The sequence below is a fragment of the Micromonospora globbae genome (assembly GCF_036184225.1).
Lineage (GTDB): Bacteria > Actinomycetota > Actinomycetes > Mycobacteriales > Micromonosporaceae > Micromonospora > Micromonospora globbae.
The window spans coordinates 6,630,546-6,649,596 of sequence record NZ_CP108084.1 but is presented as its reverse complement, the minus strand read 5'-3'; the positions used below and the strand labels follow the sequence as shown (position 1 = coordinate 6,649,596).

At 74.0% G+C, this 19,051-nt stretch carries 20 protein-coding genes and 1 tRNA gene; 12 read left to right on the top strand and 9 right to left on the bottom strand.

The genetic code is table 11. The annotated features are described in order from the left end of the window. Positions 1-69: 69 nt before the first annotated feature. From OG994_RS30510 to OG994_RS30495, 4 genes are all read left to right on the top strand, one after another. Entirely contained in the window at positions 70-870 is an 801-nt protein-coding gene (locus OG994_RS30510; protein WP_120330429.1) for a DUF3105 domain-containing protein, read from the top strand. A gap of 8 nt (positions 871-878) precedes the next feature. Further along, positions 879-1,541, top strand: a complete 663-nt coding sequence (locus tag OG994_RS30505) for a DUF305 domain-containing protein (protein ID WP_328851732.1) — start codon at positions 879-881, stop codon at positions 1,539-1,541. Between the two features lie 295 nt (positions 1,542-1,836). Beyond that, entirely contained in the window at positions 1,837-2,529 is a 693-nt protein-coding gene (locus tag OG994_RS30500; RefSeq protein ID WP_120330427.1) for a winged helix-turn-helix domain-containing protein, read from the top strand. 230 nt (positions 2,530-2,759) lie between these two features. Then, positions 2,760-2,834 (top strand) — tRNA-Arg (locus OG994_RS30495). 122 nt (positions 2,835-2,956) lie between these two features. On the opposite strand, the gene OG994_RS30490 is transcribed toward OG994_RS30495, so the two are convergent. Next, on the bottom strand, positions 2,957-3,925 hold the full coding sequence (locus OG994_RS30490) for a GlxA family transcriptional regulator (protein WP_120329112.1): 969 nt from the start codon (positions 3,923-3,925) through the stop codon (positions 2,957-2,959). Positions 3,926-4,086: 161 nt separating this feature from the next. Here OG994_RS30490 and OG994_RS30485 point away from each other — a divergent pair, with 161 nt between their 5' ends. Next, a complete protein-coding gene (locus OG994_RS30485; RefSeq protein WP_120329111.1) occupies positions 4,087-4,725 on the top strand; it encodes an HD domain-containing protein in 639 nt (212 codons plus the stop codon). Positions 4,726-4,777: 52 nt separating this feature from the next. Here the strand turns inward: OG994_RS30485 and OG994_RS30480 are convergent, their stop codons facing one another. The 3 genes from OG994_RS30480 to OG994_RS30470 form a co-directional block, all read right to left on the bottom strand. Further along, positions 4,778-5,731: a DNA polymerase domain-containing protein gene (locus OG994_RS30480; RefSeq protein ID WP_328851731.1), complete on the bottom strand. Its 954-nt coding sequence runs from the start codon at positions 5,729-5,731 to the stop codon at positions 4,778-4,780. A 31-nt stretch (positions 5,732-5,762) separates the two neighbouring features. Continuing rightward, complete coding sequence (locus tag OG994_RS30475) at positions 5,763-6,560, bottom strand: isocitrate lyase/PEP mutase family protein (RefSeq protein ID WP_328851730.1); 798 nt, start codon at positions 6,558-6,560, stop codon at positions 5,763-5,765. A 104-nt stretch (positions 6,561-6,664) separates the two neighbouring features. After that, complete coding sequence (locus OG994_RS30470; protein WP_120329108.1) at positions 6,665-8,110, bottom strand: MFS transporter; 1,446 nt, start codon at positions 8,108-8,110, stop codon at positions 6,665-6,667. 121 nt (positions 8,111-8,231) lie between these two features. On the opposite strand from OG994_RS30470, the gene OG994_RS30465 reads away from it, so the two are divergent. The 3 genes from OG994_RS30465 to OG994_RS30455 all read left to right on the top strand — a co-directional run bounded on the left by OG994_RS30465 (position 8,232) and on the right by OG994_RS30455 (position 11,550). Next, on the top strand, positions 8,232-8,627 hold the full coding sequence (locus OG994_RS30465) for a winged helix-turn-helix transcriptional regulator (RefSeq protein WP_120329145.1): 396 nt from the start codon (positions 8,232-8,234) through the stop codon (positions 8,625-8,627). 140 nt (positions 8,628-8,767) lie between these two features. Next, positions 8,768-9,343 (top strand): TetR/AcrR family transcriptional regulator, encoded by a 576-nt coding sequence (locus OG994_RS30460; RefSeq protein WP_120329144.1) that lies wholly within the window; start codon positions 8,768-8,770, stop codon positions 9,341-9,343. Next, a complete protein-coding gene (locus OG994_RS30455; protein ID WP_328851729.1) occupies positions 9,343-11,550 on the top strand; it encodes an MMPL family transporter in 2,208 nt (735 codons plus the stop codon). The genes OG994_RS30460 and OG994_RS30455 overlap by 1 nt, the downstream gene beginning before the upstream one ends. A 131-nt stretch (positions 11,551-11,681) precedes the next feature. Here the strand turns inward: OG994_RS30455 and OG994_RS30450 are convergent, their stop codons facing one another. Next, positions 11,682-12,323 carry a CatB-related O-acetyltransferase gene (locus OG994_RS30450; RefSeq protein WP_120329106.1) on the bottom strand — a complete coding sequence of 214 codons (642 nt, stop codon included), beginning with the start codon at positions 12,321-12,323 and terminating at the stop codon, positions 11,682-11,684. A gap of 105 nt (positions 12,324-12,428) precedes the next feature. On the opposite strand from OG994_RS30450, the gene OG994_RS30445 reads away from it, so the two are divergent. Continuing rightward, on the top strand, positions 12,429-13,061 hold the full coding sequence (locus OG994_RS30445; RefSeq protein WP_328851728.1) for a TetR/AcrR family transcriptional regulator: 633 nt from the start codon (positions 12,429-12,431) through the stop codon (positions 13,059-13,061). Here OG994_RS30445 and OG994_RS30440 read toward each other — a convergent pair. Beyond that, complete coding sequence (locus OG994_RS30440; RefSeq protein ID WP_120329104.1) at positions 13,043-14,299, bottom strand: erythromycin esterase family protein; 1,257 nt, start codon at positions 14,297-14,299, stop codon at positions 13,043-13,045. The genes OG994_RS30445 and OG994_RS30440 overlap by 19 nt on opposite strands. Before the next feature lie 184 nt (positions 14,300-14,483). On the opposite strand from OG994_RS30440, the gene OG994_RS30435 reads away from it, so the two are divergent. Further along, complete coding sequence (locus OG994_RS30435; protein ID WP_120329103.1) at positions 14,484-14,675, top strand: DUF2795 domain-containing protein; 192 nt, start codon at positions 14,484-14,486, stop codon at positions 14,673-14,675. Positions 14,676-14,681: 6 nt separating this feature from the next. Here the strand turns inward: OG994_RS30435 and erm are convergent, their stop codons facing one another. The 3 genes from erm to OG994_RS30420 all read right to left on the bottom strand — a co-directional run bounded on the left by erm (position 14,682) and on the right by OG994_RS30420 (position 17,964). Further along, a complete protein-coding gene (gene erm / locus OG994_RS30430) occupies positions 14,682-15,479 on the bottom strand; it encodes an ErmE/ErmH/ErmO/ErmR family 23S rRNA (adenine(2058)-N(6))-methyltransferase (protein WP_328851727.1) in 798 nt (265 codons plus the stop codon). Positions 15,480-15,867: 388 nt separating this feature from the next. Continuing rightward, the gene (locus tag OG994_RS30425) at positions 15,868-16,971 is read right to left on the bottom strand and encodes an IS30 family transposase (protein ID WP_456238361.1); all 1,104 of its coding nucleotides are present in this window, start codon (positions 16,969-16,971) and stop codon (positions 15,868-15,870) included. Between the two features lie 87 nt (positions 16,972-17,058). Continuing rightward, positions 17,059-17,964, bottom strand: a complete 906-nt coding sequence (locus tag OG994_RS30420; RefSeq protein ID WP_328851725.1) for a Gfo/Idh/MocA family protein — start codon at positions 17,962-17,964, stop codon at positions 17,059-17,061. Positions 17,965-18,223: 259 nt separating this feature from the next. On the opposite strand from OG994_RS30420, the gene OG994_RS30415 reads away from it, so the two are divergent. Beyond that, the gene (locus tag OG994_RS30415) at positions 18,224-18,619 is read left to right on the top strand and encodes a hypothetical protein (protein ID WP_328851724.1); all 396 of its coding nucleotides are present in this window, start codon (positions 18,224-18,226) and stop codon (positions 18,617-18,619) included. Then, on the top strand, positions 18,612-19,037 hold the full coding sequence (locus OG994_RS30410) for a hypothetical protein (protein WP_120329100.1): 426 nt from the start codon (positions 18,612-18,614) through the stop codon (positions 19,035-19,037). The genes OG994_RS30415 and OG994_RS30410 overlap by 8 nt, the downstream gene beginning before the upstream one ends. Positions 19,038-19,051: the final 14 nt, after the last annotated feature.

Genomic DNA, 19,051 nt, shown 5'->3' with positions numbered 1-19,051 from the left:
CCCGCGGCGGCGACCCGTTGTGTGCACCAGACCCGCCGGTTCCCTGACCGACCGACCTGACGAGGCACGATGAGCATCAGCACCCCGGGCGGCGAGCAGCGCCGTCCGACCGTGGTCAGCACGGGCAAGAAGCCGGCCGCGGGCCGGCCGGCGTCCGGCGCCAAGGCCGGAGCCGGCAAGCCGAAGGGCGCCTCCTCCGGTGGCAAGGGGCCGCGCAAGCCGGTGACCCCGGTCAAGGTCAGTCAGGGCCGTTCGCTGGGGCCGATCGCCCTCTTCGTGGCCGTTGGCGTGATCGCCGTCGCGATCATCGGCTACGGTGCGTGGGCCGCGTTCCAGGGCTCCAAGCCGTGGGAGGAGCGGGCCAACGCCATCGACGGCATCGTGAACTACCGCGAGAAGGACCCGGAGCTGGTCAAGGGCAGCAACCACCAGCCCGGCCAGATCAAGTACGACATCCTCCCGCCGGTGGCCGGGCCGCACAACCAGGCCTGGCAGAACTGCATGGGCGACGTCTACCCCGCCCCGATCGCCAACGAGCACGCGGTGCACAGCCTGGAGCACGGCGCCATCTGGATCACGTACCGCCCCGACCTGCCCGCCGACCAGGTCAGCAAGCTGGCCGACAAGGTCCGCGGCAACGAGAAGATGCTCATGAGCCCGTTCGAGGGCCTCGACAAGCCGATCTCGCTGCAGACCTGGGGCTACCAGCTCAAGGTCGACAACGCCGACGACAAGCGGATCGACGAGTTCATCAAGACGCTGCGGGTGAACGCCTCCATCGAGGGCCCGACCGCCCTCTGCAACCAGGGCATCACGGCCACCGGCACGACGCCGCGTGACGACCTCCAGCCGCAGATGCCGACCCAGTAAGGATTCCGATGACGGCTCCCGCCACCCTGGACAGCACGCCCGAGACCCCGGCCGCCGACGGCGGCCGGGCGTCCGGCCGACGCATCGGCCTGGTGGGATTGGCCGTCGCCGTCGTGGTCGCCCTCCTGCTCGGGTACGCGGGGGGCCTGCTCACCCCCGGGCTGACCCGCCCGGGGGACGACTCGGTCGAGGCCGGCTTCGCCCGGGACATGACCGCCCACCACGCCCAGGCGGTGGAGATGGGGCTGATGGCCTTCCAGCGGGCCACGGATCCGGAGGTGCGCGGCATCGGTGGCGACATCGCCACCAACCAACAGGGCGAGATCGGCACCATGCAGACCTGGCTGCGCGAGTGGGGCCTGGATCCGACCGGCTCGCAGCCGCGGATGGCCTGGATGCCGGACGGCCCGAAGATGGTCAGGGACGGCCTCATGCCGGGCATGGCCACGCCCGAGGAGATGGAACGCCTGCGGACCGCGCAGGGCCGGGAGTTCGACCTCCTGTTCCTCGACTTGATGATCAAGCACCACGTGGGTGGCGTCCACATGATCGACGGCGTGCTCGACGCCAGCGACGAGAAGGACGTGGTCCGCACCGCGCAGACCATGAAGAACACCCAGCAGACCGACCTCGTGAATCTCCAGAACGCCCGGAAGCGCCTCGGCGGCTGACGCCGGCCGCCCCCTTCCTTCACCGCGCCCCGTGCCGTACCGGCCGGGGCGCGGTGCCGTCTGGCGTGCGGTCGAGCCCCGGGACTGTCGGTGGCGCACCGGCCGGGCCCGCTGACCCTGGCCCGTGCTCGCCCTCGCCCTGGTGGTCACCGGGGCAGCCCGAGCAGGTTGCGGCGTCGGTCATCGCCTCGGCTAGGCCTATGTCTGGTTTGGGAACTCTGACCGATTGCGTTGCTTGGGGAGTTTTCTCCCCACATATCGTGACCAGATGCGATTCGGGCTCGTTGCGCAGGACGTGGGGGTTGCACTCAGAGACGCACGGCGTTCGGTCACCAGTTGGTGCCGGCGCCACACCATCGGCGGTGACGGGGCGGTGGCAGCCGTCCGTCGCGGACAGCGGCAGGGCGAGCCCGGAATGCTCAGCCGCGAACAGGAACTCGAACTGATCGACACCCTGCGGGGCGTCCACCCGGACCAGTTCGGTCTCGACGAGGAGCTGTGGACGCGGCAGAGCCTGACCGCGCTCATCCAGCGCCGGTTCGACCTGTCGATGGACGCCGGCGCCGTCGGGGCGTACCTGCGGGCCTGGGGGTTGGGTCCGCGGGAGCCACGGGAGCGCGCGTGCGGCCTGTGCGTCGGGGCGGTCGAGCGCTGGGTGCGCAGCGAGTACCCGGCGATCACCCGGGCGGCCCAGGAGCACCTCGCCGAGGTGTACTGGATCGGCCGGGTCCGACTGCGCGGCACGATGCCGGCGGCGGACGTGGTCTCGGCCGTCTCCTCGCGCGGTCGGGTGCGCTTCATGATCACCACACCCAACGTCGACCCGCCACTCCCCCGGGACTTCGTCCTGCGGCTGAGTGGCGAGGAGCAGCGGACGGTCCACCTCATCGTGGACGGGTCCTGGACCCGCAGCGAGTGGCCGCGCCGGCTGCCCCGCCGGATCGTGCTGCACCCGCTGCCCAGCTGCGGCCGCGCCGTAGCCGCCTAACCCAGGCCCACCCCGCCCCCGGACCCCGCCCCCTGGACCCTGGGCCCCACCCACCCCCGGCCCACACCCAGCCCGGTGATCATGAGGTTGGCGGCCTTCTCGATCTCCACAGGCCCCGCCAACCTCATGATCGACGCGGTGGTGGGGGGCGGGTGAGCTGGCGCGACGCGCACGGCGGATACCGATTCGGCGGTCGTGGAGGTCGTTTGCTAGTCTTTCCCAGTCGCTGAGCCCCCGTAGCTCAGGGGATAGAGCACCGCCCTCCGGAGGCGGGAGCGCAGGTTCGAATCCTGCCGGGGGCACCAGAGAGACGTCGAAGCCCGGGCCGCCCGCCCGGGCTTCTCCGTTTCGCGGCCACCGCGCCCGGGCTTCTCCGTTCGGTCGCCCGGACCCGGCCGATGATCACGCTTACCGGGCCGTTCCCGGGTCAGCGCACCCCTGTCGTACGGAACCGGCGCTGGTAGACCGAGGGCGGAACGCCATAGGCCGCGACGAACGCCCGCCGCAACGTCTCGTCGCTGCCGAACCCGCTGCGCCGGGCGGCCTCCGTGACCGTGCCGCCCTGTTCGAGGAACGCCCGCGCGGCCTCGATCCGGGCCAGCTCCAAATAGCGACCGGGCGTGATGCCGAGTTCCTGCTGGAAGAGCCGGCGCAGGTGCCGCGGGGTGACGGTGGCGTCCCGCGCCATCGCCTCGACCGGGTAGGGGCGGGCCGGGTCGGCGGTGACCCGGTCGACGACCCGGCGCAGCCGCTGGTCGCCGCTGGGCGGCAGGTCCTGCCGTACGGAGAACTGGGACTGCCCGCCGGGGCGCTGCATGAACACCACGAGTTCCCGGGCCACCTCGCGGGCCAGCCCGGCTCCGTGGTCCGCCTCGACGAGGGCGAGCGCGAGGTCGATGCCCGCGGTGACGCCGGCGCTGGTGGAGAAGCGGCCGCTGTGCACGTAGATCGCGTCGGGCCGTACGTCGATCTCCGGGAACTCGGCCCGCAGCCGCGCCGCGTGCCGCCAGTGGGTGGTGGCCGGGTGCCCGGCCAGCCAGCCCGTGCGCGCCAGTACGAACGCCCCGGTGCAGACCGCGGCGAGGCGGGTGTCGGGCCGGACGAGCCTGCCCAGGCGGGCCCGGACGTCGGCCGCGTCGGGCAGCGCGGACAGGTCGTCCGCGCCGGTGAGCACGAGCGTGTCCGGCGCGTCCGCCTCGTCGAGGGTGCGGTCGGCGGCCAGCCGTACGCCGGACGACGTCCGCACCTGCGCCGACCGCCAGCCGATCAGCTCGACGGTGTAGCCGGCGCCGCGCCGGGCGGCGGCGTCGAACACGTCGACAGGGCCCGACACGTCGAGCAACTGCACCCCGTCGAAGACCACCACGCCGATCCGGTGCGGTCTCGCTCCGGCCATCCGCGGTTCCTCCTCCCCGCCCGACGCGTCCCGCGCCGCGCGACGACCCATGTCCGTTTCCGAGGGATAGGCGTCCCCAGGGACATGGTTCGTCGAGTCTAGCCGGGGAAGCATCGGGGGCCGGGCCGACCACCGGCCGCCGAGAGAAGAAGGAGCTCGCCATGCCCGAGACCGTCGCGGGGATCACCATCCCCGACACACCGCTCGTCGCCGCCACGACGGACCTGGTCCGCGGCGCCACCGACGACCTGCTGTTCCACCACTCCCGCCGGGTGTTCCTCTTCGGCGCGTTGCAGGGCGAGCGACGGGGCCTCGCGCCCGACCCGGAGCTGCTCTACGTCGGGGCGATGTTCCACGACCTCGGTCTGACGGGCGCGTACGCCAGCAGCGACCTGCGCTTCGAGGTGGACGGGGCGAAGGCGGCGGAGCGGTTCCTGCTCGACCACGGCCGCTCGGCGGCGGAGGCGCGCCGGGTCTGGCTCGCCATCGCGCTGCACACCACGCCCGGCGTGCCGGAACACCTGGATCCGGAGATCGCCCTGGTCACGGCCGGCGTGGAGACCGACGTGCTCGGCATCGGCCTGCGCGACCTCGATCCGGCGCGGGTCGCCGAGGTGACCGCCGCCCACCCCCGCCCCGACTTCAAGCGTCGGATCCTGGCCGCGTTCCACCAGGGCGTGGCGCACCGCCCCGAGACCACGTTCGGCACCGTGAACGACGACGTGCTCGCGTACTTCGACCCGTCGTTCGTCCGCGAGGACTTCGTGCAGATCATCCTCGGCAACGACTGGCCGGAGTGAGGGGCCCGGGGCGTCGCTCGACCTGGACGCCGACCCGGTGGCCGTCCACGCGTCAGCCGGCCTGGCGGCGGGCCCTTGCCCGCCGCTTGCCCTCGTGCATGGCCTGCACCCGGGCGATCGGGATGGTCCGACCCTCTTCGACCAGGTCGGGTGGGAGCGGCTGCGGCGGCGGCGTCAGGTCGAGCCACGGATCGCGCTCCGCGACGAGCGCCGGGACGGTCCGCACGGTGAAGTCGGCGGGGGTCACGTCCGGGAGGTCCGCCCAGTCGACCGGGAACGACACCGGCAGTCCGGGCCGCAGCCGCGGGCTGTAGGCGGCGACCACGGTGGCCCCGCCGGCCCGGGTGGAGTCGACGAAGACCCGCCCGCCCCGGTCCTCGCGGATGAAGGCGGTGGTGGCCAGCGCCGGGTCCAGCCGCTCGGCGCGGGCGGCGAGGGCCCGGGTGGCGGCGGCCATCTGCTCCGCGTCGGCGTCGGGCGTCACCGGCACGAAGACGTGCACGCCCTTGGCCCCGCTGGTCTTCGCCACCCCGGCCAGGCCCGAGTCGCCGAGCGCCTGCCGCACCAGCAGCGCGGCGGCGACGGCCGCCGGGAACGAGTCACCCTCGGGCGGGTCGAGGTCGAGCACGAGGTGCGTCGGCCGGTCGAGGTGGTCGGCCCGGGCCAGGGTCGGGTGGTACTCGACGGCCCGCTGGTTGGCGAACCACAGCAGCGTGCGCCGGTCGTCGCAGAGGGCGTACGACACCTCGCGCTGCGACGCCTCGGCCCAGACCGGCACCCGGCGCACCCACTCCGGCGTGTACTTCGGCAGGTTCTTCTGCATGAACGGCGCCTGCCCGCGCAGCGACCGGATCACCGACAGCGGCCGGTCCCGCAGCTGCGGGAGGATGCGGTCACTGACGCGATCCAGGTAGTCCACCAGGTCGCGCTTGCTGGCCCCCTCGACGAGCGGCTGGTCCAGATTGGTCAGCGACACCCCGTCCCGGGTCTCCTCCACGCCGCTCATCACCCCACCTTCCCGGCCCGGGGGTCGGTGGTCAACCGGACCGGGCGGGACGCGCCGGCACGAACGGGTCGCCGCCGGCCCGGACGGCGGCCAGCAGGTCGGCCGTACGCGCCCGGACGGCGGCGTGCAGGTGGTGGCCGTAGCTGATCCGGGCGATTCCGAGGGCGGCCAGTTCGGCGGCGCCGGGGCCACCGGGGCGGGCCAGGAGGTTCACCCGCCCGTCCACCGCCGCCACGAGGGCGCGGACCGCCTCGGGTTCGGTGAGCCCGATCGGGTAGACGCAGTCCGCGCCCGCCGCGCGGTAGCGGCGGGCGCGGTCGAGCGCGTCGGCCAGCCGGGCGTCCGGGTCGCCGCCGGGGCGCAGGAACACGTCCAACCGGGCGTTGATCACCACGTGCACGCCGGCCTCGCGGGCCGCCGACCGGACACCGGCGAGCAGGTCGGCCTGCGCCCCGACGGGCACGAGCCGGCCGGTGGCCGGGTCGGAGTCCTCCAGGTTGAGCCCCACGGCACCGGCGGCGAGCAGCCGCTCGACCAGTTCGGCCGGGCGCAGCCCGTACCCCCGTTCGAGGTCGGCGGTGACCGGGACGGTGACGGTCCGGGCGATCCGGGCCACGGCGGCGAACATCTCCCCGGGCGGCGTGGCCTCGCCGTCGGCGTGACCGAGGGCGGCCGCGACCGCCGCACTGCTGGTCGCGACGGCCGGGAAACCGGCCTCGACGACCGCCCGGGCGGAGGCGGCGTCCCAGGCGTTGGGCAGGATCAGCGGGTCGCCCGGGCGGTGCAGCGCGCGGAGCGCCTCCGCCCGGTCGGCGAGGGTGGCGGACATGCCCACGATTCTCCGGCGCGCGAGGGCCCGTTCCGACGGCCAATTCCCCTCGAATGGAACGGGCCATTCCGCGCCGTCCCCGGGCCCCAGCCGGCCCGCACGTCCTACCCCGACACCCCGGCCCGGGCCGGCTCGGCGACCCCACGACCGCGGGCCGGGGTGCGGCGCAGGGTCGTGGCGGCGACCAGCAGCGCCGCGACGACCAGCCCGGCGGCCACCGCGAAGGCGGTCCGGTAGCCGGCGGCCAGCGCGGCCGTCTCGTCCCACCCGCGCGCCCGCAGTCCGGCCGTGCGGCCGGCGGCCAGCGTGGCGAGCGCCGCCAGACCGAACGCCCCGCCGATCTGCTGGGTGGTGTTGGCCAGCCCGGAGGCGAGACCCGTCTCCGCGTCGCCGGCGCCGGCCATGGCCGCCGTGGTGACCGCGGGCAGGACCAGGCCACCGGCCGCACCGAAGACCAGCATCGCCGGGAGCACGTCGGTCAGGTACGCGCCGTCGGCCGGCAGGCGGGCGAGCAGCAGGAACCCGACCACCGCGAGGGCGAGCCCGGTGACCAGCACCCGCCGCGCGCCGTGGCGGGCGACGAGCCGGCCGGCGAGGCCGAGCGACACGGCCGCGATCACCAACGGCGTGGGCAGGAACGCCCACCCGGTGGCCGCCGCGTCGAGCCCGAGCACCAGTTGGAGGTCCAGCGCGAGCAGGAACTGGAAGGCGAAGAACGCGGCGACCGCGAGGAACTGGACGGTGTTGGCGGCGACCAGGTCGGGCGTACGCAGCACCCGGGGCGGCAGCAGCGGCACGGCGGCGACCCGCTGGCGCAGCGCGAACGCCACGAGCAGGGCGGCCCCCGCGGCGCCCGCCCCGATCGTGCGCGCCGAGGTCCAGCCGTGCTCGCCGGTGCCGACGACCGCCAGCACCGCCGCCATCAGGCCCGCGGTGGCGAGCACGGCACCGGGCACGTCCAGGCCGGCCCGCAGGCCGAGCCCACGGTCGGCGGGGATCCGGCGTAGCGCGGCGAGGACGATCAGCAGCCCGACCGGCACGTTGATCAGGAAGATCGACCGCCAGCCGGCGAGGTCCGTGAGCAGGCCGCCGGCCACCGTGCCGAGGGAGGCGCCGGCGGCGCCCGTGAAGCTGAAGACGGCGATGGCCCGGGCCCGCTCGGCCGGCTCCGGGTAGAGCCGGACGATCATGCCGAGGCTGACCGCCATCGTGAACGCCCCGCCGGCTCCCTGGAGGAAGCGCGCGGCGACCAGCGTCGCCGGCCCGGCGGCGGCCACGCAGAGCAGCGAGGCCAGGGTGAAGAGGGCGACGCCGGCGAGGAAGACCGCCCGCCGGCCGAGCAGGTCGCCGAGGCGGCCGGCGAGCAGCAGCAGCCCGCCGAAGGCCACCAGGTACGCGTTGACCACCCAGGCCAGCCCGGTGGCGGTGAAGCCGAGGTCGCGCTGGATGGCCGGCAGCGCCACGGTCACGATGCTGCCGTCCAGAATGATCATCAGACTGCCGGCGCAGAGCACGAGCAGGGCGGGCCAGCGGTCGGTGCGGGTTGTCATCGCTCCCCCTAGGTGCATGGTTTGTTACCGAAGACATGCTCTGTGACCATGGGGCGAGGCGGAAGGAGGCACTGTCGTGTCACAGGGGAACAGCGATGTGTCCGTGCAGGTCGGCGGCCTTGTGGAGTGCGCCGGTGTCGCCTCCGACACGCCCTTCACACCCGGTCAGGCCCGGGCCTGCACGGTGCGCGAGGTGCTCGACCGGGTGGGCGGCAAGTGGAGCATCGGCATCCTCGTGGCCGCCTCGCAGGGCCCGGTCCGCTTCACCGAACTGGAGCGGCAGATCGAGGGCATCAGCCGCCGGATGCTCACCCTGACGCTGCGCAACCTGGAGCGCGACGGCCTGCTGCACCGCCGGGTCTACCCCACCGTGCCGCCCAAGGTCGAGTACACCGCCACCCCGATCGCGCTGGAGCTCTACGAGTCCCTCGTCGCGCTGACCAGCTGGGCGGAGCGGCACCGGAGCACGATCGCCGCGGCCCGCGCCGCGTACGACCGGGAGCACGACCGGGCCTGACCTGCCACCGTCCCGACGCCGGGACGGCGCCCGCCGCACCACACCTCCGGCCGGTGTGGGGAAGACCACGCCATTGCTCTGACCGATCGGTCAGGATCTGACCGATCGGTCAGGCATGCTGGTTGGCGGAGGTGACCAGCGTGCGACGGGCGGAACCGACGACCCGCGACGAGATCCTGGCCGCGGCGACACGACGCTTCGCGGCCACGGGCTACCGCGGTACGTCGTTGCAGGACATCGCCACCGAGGTCGGGTGTTCGAAGGCCACGGTGCTGTACCACTTCGCGAGCAAGGAGGCCCTGCTCGCCGAGCTGATGGCGCCCGCCATCACGATGCTCCGGGCGCTCGACGACACCCTGGCCGGCCTCACCGGCCGGGCGGCGCAGGAGACCGCGGCCGAGGGGTTCGTCGACCTCGCGGTGCGGTTCCGGCGGGAGATCGCCCTGCTCCGGGGCGAGTTCCCCGAGCTGCTGCAACAGCCCGCGTTCGCCCACATCCAGCAGATCTCCGAACGGCTGCTGGCCGCCATGGCCGGCGGCAGCGACCGGCCCGCCGCCCGGATCGCGCCCATGGTGCTGCTGGCCGGCATCTCCGAGGCGTGCGCCGAGTTCATCGACGTACCCGACGACGAGCTGCGCCCCGCGCTGCTCGCCCTCGCCCGGCGGACCCTCGAACTCGTCCCTGACCAATCCTCGACCTCGGACAAGGAACCCTGATGGCGACCCTGCTCTACCGGCTCGGCCGGGGCTCGTTGCGCCGCCGGCGACTCGTCGTCGCGGTCTGGCTCGTCGTACTCGTGGGTCTCGGCCTGGCCGCCGCGTTCCTGCGCGGCCCGACGGCCAGCAACTTCACGATGCCCGGCACCGAGTCACAGCGTGCTCTCGACCTGCTCTCCGAACAGTTCCCGGCGGCCAGCGGCGCCACCGGCACCATCGCCGTGAAGGCCCCCGCGGACGGCCAACTGGCCACCCCGGAGGGCCAGGCCGTGGTGAAGGAGATCGTCCAGGAGGCCGCCGCGGTGCCCGGCGTCGTGGGCGCCGTCGACCCGTTCACCGTGGGGGCGGTCTCCCAGGACGGCCAGTACGCGCTGGTCCAGGTGCAGTTCGCCGACACCGCCGACGAGCTGGACGACGCGCAGCGCGAGGCGTACGAGCGAGTCGGGGCGTCGGCCGAGGCGCGGGGCTGGCAGGTGGCACCCGGCGGCGAGGCGCTCAACAGCGTGCCGGAGGTCGGTTCCACCGAGGCCATCGGCGTGGTGGTGGCGGCGGTCGTCCTCGTGATCACGTTCGGCTCGCTCGTGGCCGCCGGGATGACCATGCTGAACGCCCTCATCGGCGTGGCCGTCGGCATGGCCGGCCTGTACTCGCTCAGCAGCGTCGTCGAGCTGACCAGCGTCACCCCGATCCTCGCGCTGATGCTCGGCCTCGCGGTCGGCATCGACTACTCCCTCTTCATCACTTCACGGCACCGCCAGTACCTGCTCGAAGGGCTGAGCCCGGACGAGGCCGTCGGCCGGGCGGTCGGCACGGCCGGCTCCGCCGTGGTCTTCGCCGGCGCGACCGTGGTGATCGCGCTGGCCGGGCTCGCCGTGGTCGACATCCCGTTCCTGACCTCGATGGGTCTCGCCGCCGCCGGCACGGTGACCCTGGCCGTGCTGGTCGCGATCACCCTCCAGCCCGCGCTGCTCGGCTTCGCCGGCCGGAAGGTGCTCCCCCGCCGCCTGCGCGGCGCCGTCCCGGCCGCGACGGAGGGCGAGGACGCCGCCGGCCCGGCCGAGGACCGGTCCGGCTTCGGCTTCCGCTGGGCGCGGCTGGTCACCCGGCTCCGGGTGCCGGTCATCCTCGTCGGGCTGCTCGGCCTGGGGCTGCTCGCGGTCCCCGCGTCGGACATGCGGCTCGCCCTCCCCGACGCGGGCACCGCGCCCGTCGGCTCGCCGGCCCGGGTGTCGAACGACCTGATCACCGAGGGCTTCGGCCCGGGCTTCACCGGCCGGCTCGCCGTGGTGGTGGCCGGTGACACGCCGCAGGCCACCTCGGCGGCCGTACCCCAGGTGACCGCCCTCGTCCAGCGCACGGAGAACGTGCTCGCGGTGGCCCCGCCGCAGCTCAGCCCGGACGGTCGGACGGCGCTGCTCGGCGTGGTGCCGAAGACCGGGCCGACCGACGAGGCCACGGAGACGCTGGTGCACGACGTCCGCGACGCGGTCGGCGGGATCAGGGACGCGGACGTGCTGCTGACCGGCGCCACCGCGATCGGCATCGACGTGTCGGAGAAGCTCGCCGACGCGCTCCCGATCTACCTGTTCCTGGTGGTGGGCCTCTCGGTGCTGCTGTTGATGCTGGTGTTCCGCTCGCTGCTGGTGCCCGTCAAGGCGGCGCTGGGCTTCCTGCTCACCGTCGCGGCGACCTTCGGCATCACGGTCGCGGTGTTCCAGCAGGGCCACCTCGCCGACCTGGTCGGCCTGGACACGCCGGGCCCGCTGATCAGCTTCCTGCCGATCCTGCTGATCGGCATCCTGTTCGGCCTCGCCATGGACTACGAGGTCTTCCTGGTCTCCCGCATGCGGGAGGACTTCGTGCACGGCGACACCGCCCAGCAGGCGACCATCAACGGCATGGGCCACGGCGCCCGGGTGGTCACGGCGGCCGCGCTGATCATGATCTCGGTGTTCGGTGGCTTCGTCTTCTTCCTCGACGACCCGATCATCAAGTCGATCGGCTTCGCGCTCGCCGTCGGGGTGGCCATCGACGCCTTCGTGGTGCGGATGACCATCGTGCCGGCCGTGATGTCCCTGCTCGGCCGGGGCGCCTGGTGGCTGCCGAGGTGGCTCTCCCGCGCCCTGCCGAACGTGGACATCGAGGGCGAGGGGCTGCGCGCCCACCTCGCCGACCAGCCTCCGGCCCCGGTCGGCCAGCGCGGCTGAACTTCGGCCAGCGCGCTCAACCTCGGCCGACGCGGCTCGACGTCGGGCAGCGCGGCTGAACCGGCGAGGTCCGCCCCGGTGTCCCACCGGGGCGGGCCTCGCCCGTCCGGGCGGTAGACGATGGCCTCCGGTCAGCCGCGCACCGCTCGCGCCAGGTCGGCCGGGGTGCCAGCCATGATCGTGCGGGCGTGCCGCGCCACCTGTTCCGCGGGCCAGTCCCACCAGGCGAGGTCCAGCATCAGCCGCACGTCCGCCTCGTCGAAACGCCGCCGGATCAGCCGCGCCGGATTCCCGCCCACCACGCTGTACGGCTCGACGTCGGCCGTCACCACCGAGCCGGCGGCGACGACCGCACCGTCGCCGATCCGTACGCCGGGCATCACGAGGCACCCGTAGCCGAACCAGACGTCGTTGCCGACCACGGTGTCGCCCCGGCTCGGCATGCCCATGACCACGTCCAGGGTGGCGTCCCGCCAGGCGCCCTCGAACATGGCGAACGGGTACGTGGAGACCCCGACCATGGGGTGCGCTCCGCCGGCCATCAGGAACCGGGTGCCGGTGGCGATCGCGCAGTACCGGCCGATGACCAGCCGCTCCGGCCCGTAGGCGTACAGCACGTTGGTCCGCTCGAAGTCGGTCGCCCCGGCGGGGTCGTCGTAGTAGGTGTACTCCCCGACCTCGATGGTCGGTGAGGTGACGACGGGCTTGAGGAAGGCCACGCGGTCGAGCCCGGGCAGCGGGTGGGGGGTCATCGGGTCGGGGACGGCTGGCATGCGGCTCCTTCCCGCCGCCTCGACGGCGGCACGACATAAACGCAACATCAGTTGCGATAGCATCAGCATGTCATCCGCCACGGCCAAACGCAACCGGAGTTGCTTTTGTCACCAGAACGCGCGGCCCGCCCCGGCGGCCGGAGCGCCCGGGTCCGCGCCGCCGTCCGCGCGGCCACCCTCGCCGAACTCGCCGAGAAGGGCTACCAGGGCCTGACCGTCGAGGCCGTCGCCGAGCGCTCCGCCGTGCACAAGACCACCGTCTACCGGCGCTGGGGCGGCGTCGAAGGGCTGATCGCGGACGCTCTCGAACTGGCCAGCGGCGAGCCGTGGCCGGTGCCGGACACCGGTGACCTCACCGGCGACCTGCGGGCGCTGGCCCGGGAGGTCGTGCGCGGCTTCACCGACCCGGAGACCGGGCCGATCGCCCGGGCCTTCGTCTCGGCGGCGGTGCAGGATCCCGCCGCCGCCCGCGCCCTGCACGCGTTCCTCGCCGCCCGGCACGAGCAGTCCGCGCCGGTCGTCCGGCGGGCGGTCGCACGGGGGGAACTACCCGCCGACACCGACGCCGCCGAGGTGGTCCGGACGGCCGTCGCCCCCCTCTACTACCGGCTGTTCGTGAGCGGGGAACCCGTCGACACGGCGACCGCCGACCGGGCCGCCGACGCCGCGGCGGCCGCCGCCCGAGCCGGCGTCCTGCGCGCCCCGGCGGAGCCGGGGGGTCACACCCCGGCGGGATAGGTCTCCATCTCGCCGGGGGTGCTGACCGCCGGCAGGGGGTGCAGCGCCGTGGTGTCGTCGCACCAGATGAAGGCGTCGTACCGCTCGGACAGCCGCGTCGGCACGTAGTTGCCCCACGACTCGAACGTGGGGTCGTACACCACGCCGATCGCCCGGTGGTCGATGGTCTCGGTGGCCCACCCGGGCTGGTCGTCGCCGCCGAACACCAGCACCGCCCGCTCCGGCATCAGCTCGTGCAGCCGCCGCTCGATCGAGCCCTGTCGCGCCGGCGGCACGACCATGGCCTCCGACGGCGAACCCCAGCGCGGCGCCGCGACGACGGTGCCCCGGTAACAGCCGAAGCCCACGAGGACGACGGCGTCGGCGCCGTGCCGCTCCCGCGCCAACTGGCCGATGTTGACCATCCCGTCGGCGGTCATGTCGGTCGCCCGGGCGTCACCCACGTGTGTGTTGTGCGCCCACACCACGCCGCGCGCGTCCGGGCCGTACCGGTCGAGCAGCCGGTCCAGCGTGTCCTGCATGTGGGTGTCCCGGATGTTCCAGGACTCCGGTCCCCCGGCCACCATCGCCCGGTAGTAGCGCTCCGCGCCCGCCACGACCTCGGCGTTCTGCCAGGTCGAGAAGCGGTCGGCCCCGTCCGAGAGGGCCTGTTCCCGCGTACGTGCCAGCAGCCGGACGACCTCCTCCTCGCAGCGGGCGGAGACGAACCGGCTGGCGATGCCGTACTCCTCGACGCGCCGGCCGTACGGCTCGAAGCAGCGGTACGCGTCCTGGGCGGCCTCCAGCGACCCGGGGTCCTCCTCGCCGAGGTAGTCGAAGATGGCCTGCATCGACTCCCAGAGGCTGTAGACGTCCAGCCCGTGGAAGCCGACGCGCGCGTCGGCCGGCCGGTCCGCGTTCCACGACCGCAGCCAGCGGCAGAAGCGGGTCACCTCGGCGTTCGACCACATCCACGTCGGCCAGCGCTCGAAGCGCTCCAGGGCCGCCATGGGCTCGACCGCGCCGCCGGGGGCGGCCGTCACCGAGCGGTGCACCCGGTCGCAGTCCGGCCAGTCCCCCTCGACCGCCACGAACGAGAAGCCGCACTCCGCGATCAACCGGCGCGTCAACTGCTCCCGGAGGCGGTAGAAGTCGTACGTGCCGTGGGTGGCCTCCCCGATCATCACCACGCGGGCGTCGCGGACGCGCTCCAGCAGGGGGTCGAAGTCGCTCGGCGCGCCGAGCCGCTGAACCAGCATGCCAGCGGCTACCCGGCCGCCCGGCGGGCAAACCGCCGTGCGGTCGGGGCGAGAGGATCGCCCTCCGCCGGCCCGCCGGACCGCAGGCCGGACGACCGCCCCCGACCGGTCTGCCCGCCGTCCGTTCCGGCGCGACGCACACCGCCGGGGGTGTGCGCCGCGCCGGAACGGGTAGCCGCCCGGCATGACCGTCAGCGGGGTGCAGTGGCAGGAGTTCCTGGCCGGGCTCGACTACCCGGTCTCCCGCGAGGACCTCGTCCGGTGGGGCCAGGAGAACGGGGCCAGCACGGAGATGTTGCAGATGCTGCGGGCCCTGCCGGCCGAACAGTTCGACTCCCCCGCGGAACTGCACGAGGCGCTCGGCACCCTCGCCTGAGGGTGCTCAGCGGGCGTGCAGCAGGCGGAACAACACCAGCCACTGCTCCGGCCAGACGTACCCGACGGGGGTGTCCGGATCCAGCCGCGTCGCGCGCAGCGCCGCCGCCAGCCTCGCCGGCGGATGGCGCCGGCGCAGCGAGGCCGCGAGCGAACCTCCCGCGCCGCCGAAGCCCAGCTCCACCATCCGGTGGTACGCGGGCAGCGCGGCCCGGGGCACCAGCGGCTCGGGCCGCCGCTCGATACGCAGGATGCCGGCGTCCACGCGGGGCACCGGACGGGACGCCGTCCGGGGCACCCGCCCGGCGAGCCGCCAGGAGAACTCCGGCCAGGTCGCCACGGTGAGGCGGGACCAGCGGCCGTAGTCGCCGGTGCGGCGGCGGGCGTACTCCAGTTGCGTGAGCAGCGTCGCGGCCCGCAGCCTCGGCGCGGCGAGGCACCAGCGGACCACCGCCGAGGTCAGTGACCAGGGGATGTTGCCGACCACCGCGAACGGCTCGTCCGGTGGTTCGGCGGTGAGGAAGTCGGCCTGCCGGTGCCGGACGTTCGGCAGCGCGGCGCGGACCGCGGCCAGCTCGTCGGCGACCGACGGGTCGACCTCGTACGCCACGAGTCGCCCGCAGCGGGCGGCCAGGGGCCGGGTCAGCTGGCCACGGCCGGCGCCGACCTCCAGCACGAGGCCGTCCGGGTCGGGTCGGGCCGCCCGGACTACCCGGGCCACCGCGGCCGGGTCGGCGAGGAAGTTCTGGGAGAGTACGCGACGGGACCGGTCGCGTTCGGTTGCTCGGGTACGGCGGGGCGCCACGTGTCGTCGTCCTGTCTGCCGCCGTCGGCGGCGGGCCGGACGGGCAGCCCGGAGCGGGGCCCGTCCGAGTGGATGGGGACTCGGACGGCCCTGGAGGTGGCGCGGGAGTGCGTCTGCGGTCAGTCGCGGGTCGCGTCCCGGCCGACCAGGGCCGGACGCCGGACTCGCGGGCGGGACGCCAACAGGGGGCCCCGGCCGGCCGGCGTGCCGACCAGCTCGATCAGGGCGAATGCGCACATGGCCGCCAGGCTAGCCGACCCCGGCCGCCCCGACGACCCATTAACCCCGCCCCGCCCCCGCCCCCGGGCGCGCCTCCGCCCGCGAGCTCCGTTGATCATGAAGTTGTCGTCACGACACGCCGGGTGGCGTCAAGTGGTGAGTGCAATTGTTAGGGCGTGATGAGTTCGGCTAGTCGCTGGGCTGGGGTGGCCCAGCCCAGTGTCTGGCGGGGTCGGGTGTTCAGTTCGTGGGCGACCTCGTCCAGGCCGGTCTGGTCGATGGTGCGGAAGTCGTAGCTGCCTTTGGGGAAGTACTGGCGTAGCAGCCCGTTGGTGTTCTCGTTGGTGCCGCGTTGCCAGGGGCTGTGCGGGTCACAGAAGTAGACCGGGCAGCCGGTGGCGACGGTGAACACCGGGTGGGTGGCCATTTCCACGCCTTGGTCCCAGGCCAGCGAGCGGCGTAGGTGCGCCGGCATCCGGGTGGCCAGGGCGGTGAGGACGCCGATGACGGCTTCGCTGTCGCGGCCGTGGGGCAGGGCGCCGAGCATCACATACCGGGTGGCCCGTTCCACCAGGGTCACGATCGCCGAGCCGCCGGCTTTGCCGATGACCAGGTCACCTTCCCAGTGCCCCGGCACCGCCCGGTCCGCGGCCTCGGCCGGTCGGGCGCTGATGTGCAGGTCCCCGATCCAGGGCCGCCGACTACGGGCGGCGCCCGCGGCACGTGACCGCGGGCGCCGCTGGGTACGCCCCGACCGCAGGGCCACCTGCCGGGTCAACTCGACCCGCAGGTTCCCCCGCGACTGCACGTAGATCGCCTGGTAGATCGTCTCGTGGGACACCTGCAACTCCGGCCGGTCGGCGAACGTGGCCCGCAACCACGCGGCGATCTGCTTCGGAGACCACCTACGAGCCAGTTTCCCCGCCACCACCTGCCGCAGCCGCACACCCACACCGAGCTTCGACGTCTTCGGCCGACGCCTGGCCGCGTCCGCCCGCCGCTGCGCCCACTGCGCCTGATACCCCCACCGATACGACGCCCGAGCCCGCCCCGGCGGCAACGACCGCCCGAGCGGGTTCTTCGTCCCATGCCGCGCACTGTGATAACGGGCAACCTCCCGCGACACCGTGCACACCGGCACCCCCAACACGCCCGCGATCTGCGTAATCGTCCGCCCTGAACCCCACAGATGCTCCAACACCTGCCGATGCCCGAACGTCAACACACCCGGCCTCGCCACCAGCACCCCCAACCCAACCAAGATCAGTTGCACTGAAGCCTAGAAACCACCCCGACACGGCGGGCGACAACTTCATGATCGACCGCAGCAGGCAGCCCCGGGTGGGGGTCGGGGGGCGGGTCAGGCGGGGACGGTTACGGTGCGGGACTCGGCGCGGGCGGTCTCGGCGGCGGCCAGCACGGCCACCACCTCCCGACCGAAGCGCACGTCGCACCGGTGGTCCCGGGTACCCGCGTCGATCTCCTCGAGCAGCTGGTCGATGGCCACGCCGAAGGCCACCGCCGGCTCGTTCTGCCCGTTCGGCACGGTCTCGATGCCGTTCTCGCCGTAGAAGGCGAACTCCCGGGTCACCGCCTCGGTCGGGACGTCCAGGGTCAGCGAGGCGCTGCTGGTGGCGCCCCCGTCGTGGGTGAGCAGCAGGTGCACGAGACCGCGGGTGCCGTTCACCGCGGTCACCGTCTCCACCCGGCCCATCACGGGCAGGAGGATCGACAGGGCGTGCGGCCCGATGTCCCAGAGCGCGCCGTGCTCGCGCCGCCACTGCGACTCGCCGTACGGGCTGCCGGGCTGGAAGATCGACGCGAACATCGTGGCCCGCGCGTGGTGCCAGCCGCCCGCCGCGGCGGTCGACGCGAGGAACGCCGTCACGTTCGGCTGGAACCGCTGGGTGAAGAAGACCACCGAGGCCACCCCGGAGGACTGGGCGGCGTCGACGACCCGGTCGGCGTCGGGGACGCTCAGCGCGAGCGGCTTGTCCAGCAGCAGGTGACGCCCCGCGGTGGCCGCCCGGACCGCGATGTCGGCCTGGATGTCCGGTGGCAGGGCCACGGCCACCGCGTCGCACGCGTCGATGAGCGCGTCCACGTCGTCGAAGGCGGGTACGCCGTACCGGTCGGCCAGCGCGGCGGCCCGCTGCGGGTTGCGACCCCAGACGCCGGCCAGCTCGGCGCGCGGGTGCGCGTCGAGCGCCGCGCCGTGCGTCTCCATCGCCCAGTGACCGGTGCCGAACAAACCGAAGCGCAGCACGAGAACCCCCGCCGTGTCATCCGCCGCGGCGGCGCCGCGACACTGATCCACGCTAGTCGCCCGGCCCCGTCCGCGCGGGCGCGGGGGCAGGTCGGGACGGGCGCGGGGGCAGGTCGGAACGGCCGCGGGGACCGATCGGGACGGGGCACGGAGACCGGTCGGGGCGGCCGGGACGGCAGGTCGGGGCGGGCAAGGGCGGCGGTTACTACGACGGTTAGTAGGCTGTGCCGGTGACCGTGCCAAGGACCGGGTGGCCCCGATGACCGGCGCCGCCGCGGCGGGTTCGCCGGTGGACGGGTTCCTCGCCACCGCGTCGATCGTGCTGTCGCTCGTACTCGCGCTGTGGAGCCTCGTGTCGGCGGTGCGCAACCGGCCGCCGGACCGCTGGCAGCTGGTCGGGTTGGGCGTGCTGGAGCTGGCGCTGCTCGCGCTGGCCGTGGTGGCGCTGGTCGCCCTCGCCGGTGGCGAGCGGCCGGGCGAGCCGGGCGCCTTCTTCGGCTACCTCGTGACGCTGGTCTGCCTGCCGCCGCTGGCGGCGGTGCTGGCCCGGATGGAACCCACGCGCTGGGGCTCCGGGATCGTCTGCGCGGTCTGCCTGGTGACCCCGGTCGTCGTGGTCCGGCTCCAGCAGACCTGGGAGGTGCTCGGTGGTTGACACAGCGGAGACGGCCGCGCCTCGGCGCACCACCAACCGGGGCCCGGGGCGGTTGCTGATCGCCGTCTACATCCTCTTCGCCATCGCGGCGACCTCGCGGGCCGCGCTCCAGATCGCCACGAAGTTCGACGAGGCGCCGGTGGCCTACTCGCTGTCCGCGGTGGCCGCGCTCATCTACATCGTGGCGGCGGCCGGGCTGGCCAGGGCCGGCCACGCGGGGCGGCGGCTGGCCCTGGCCTGCTGCTCGGTGGAGCTGGTCGGGGTGCTCGCGGTCGGCGTCCTCAGCCTCGCCGACAAGGCGCTCTTCCCGGACGAGACCGTCTGGTCGCAGTTCGGCAGCGGGTACGGGTACGTCCCGCTGGTGCTGCCCGTGCTGGGCCTGGCCTGGCTCTGGCGCACCCGCGACGCGTCCCGCTGACCACCGCCGGCGCG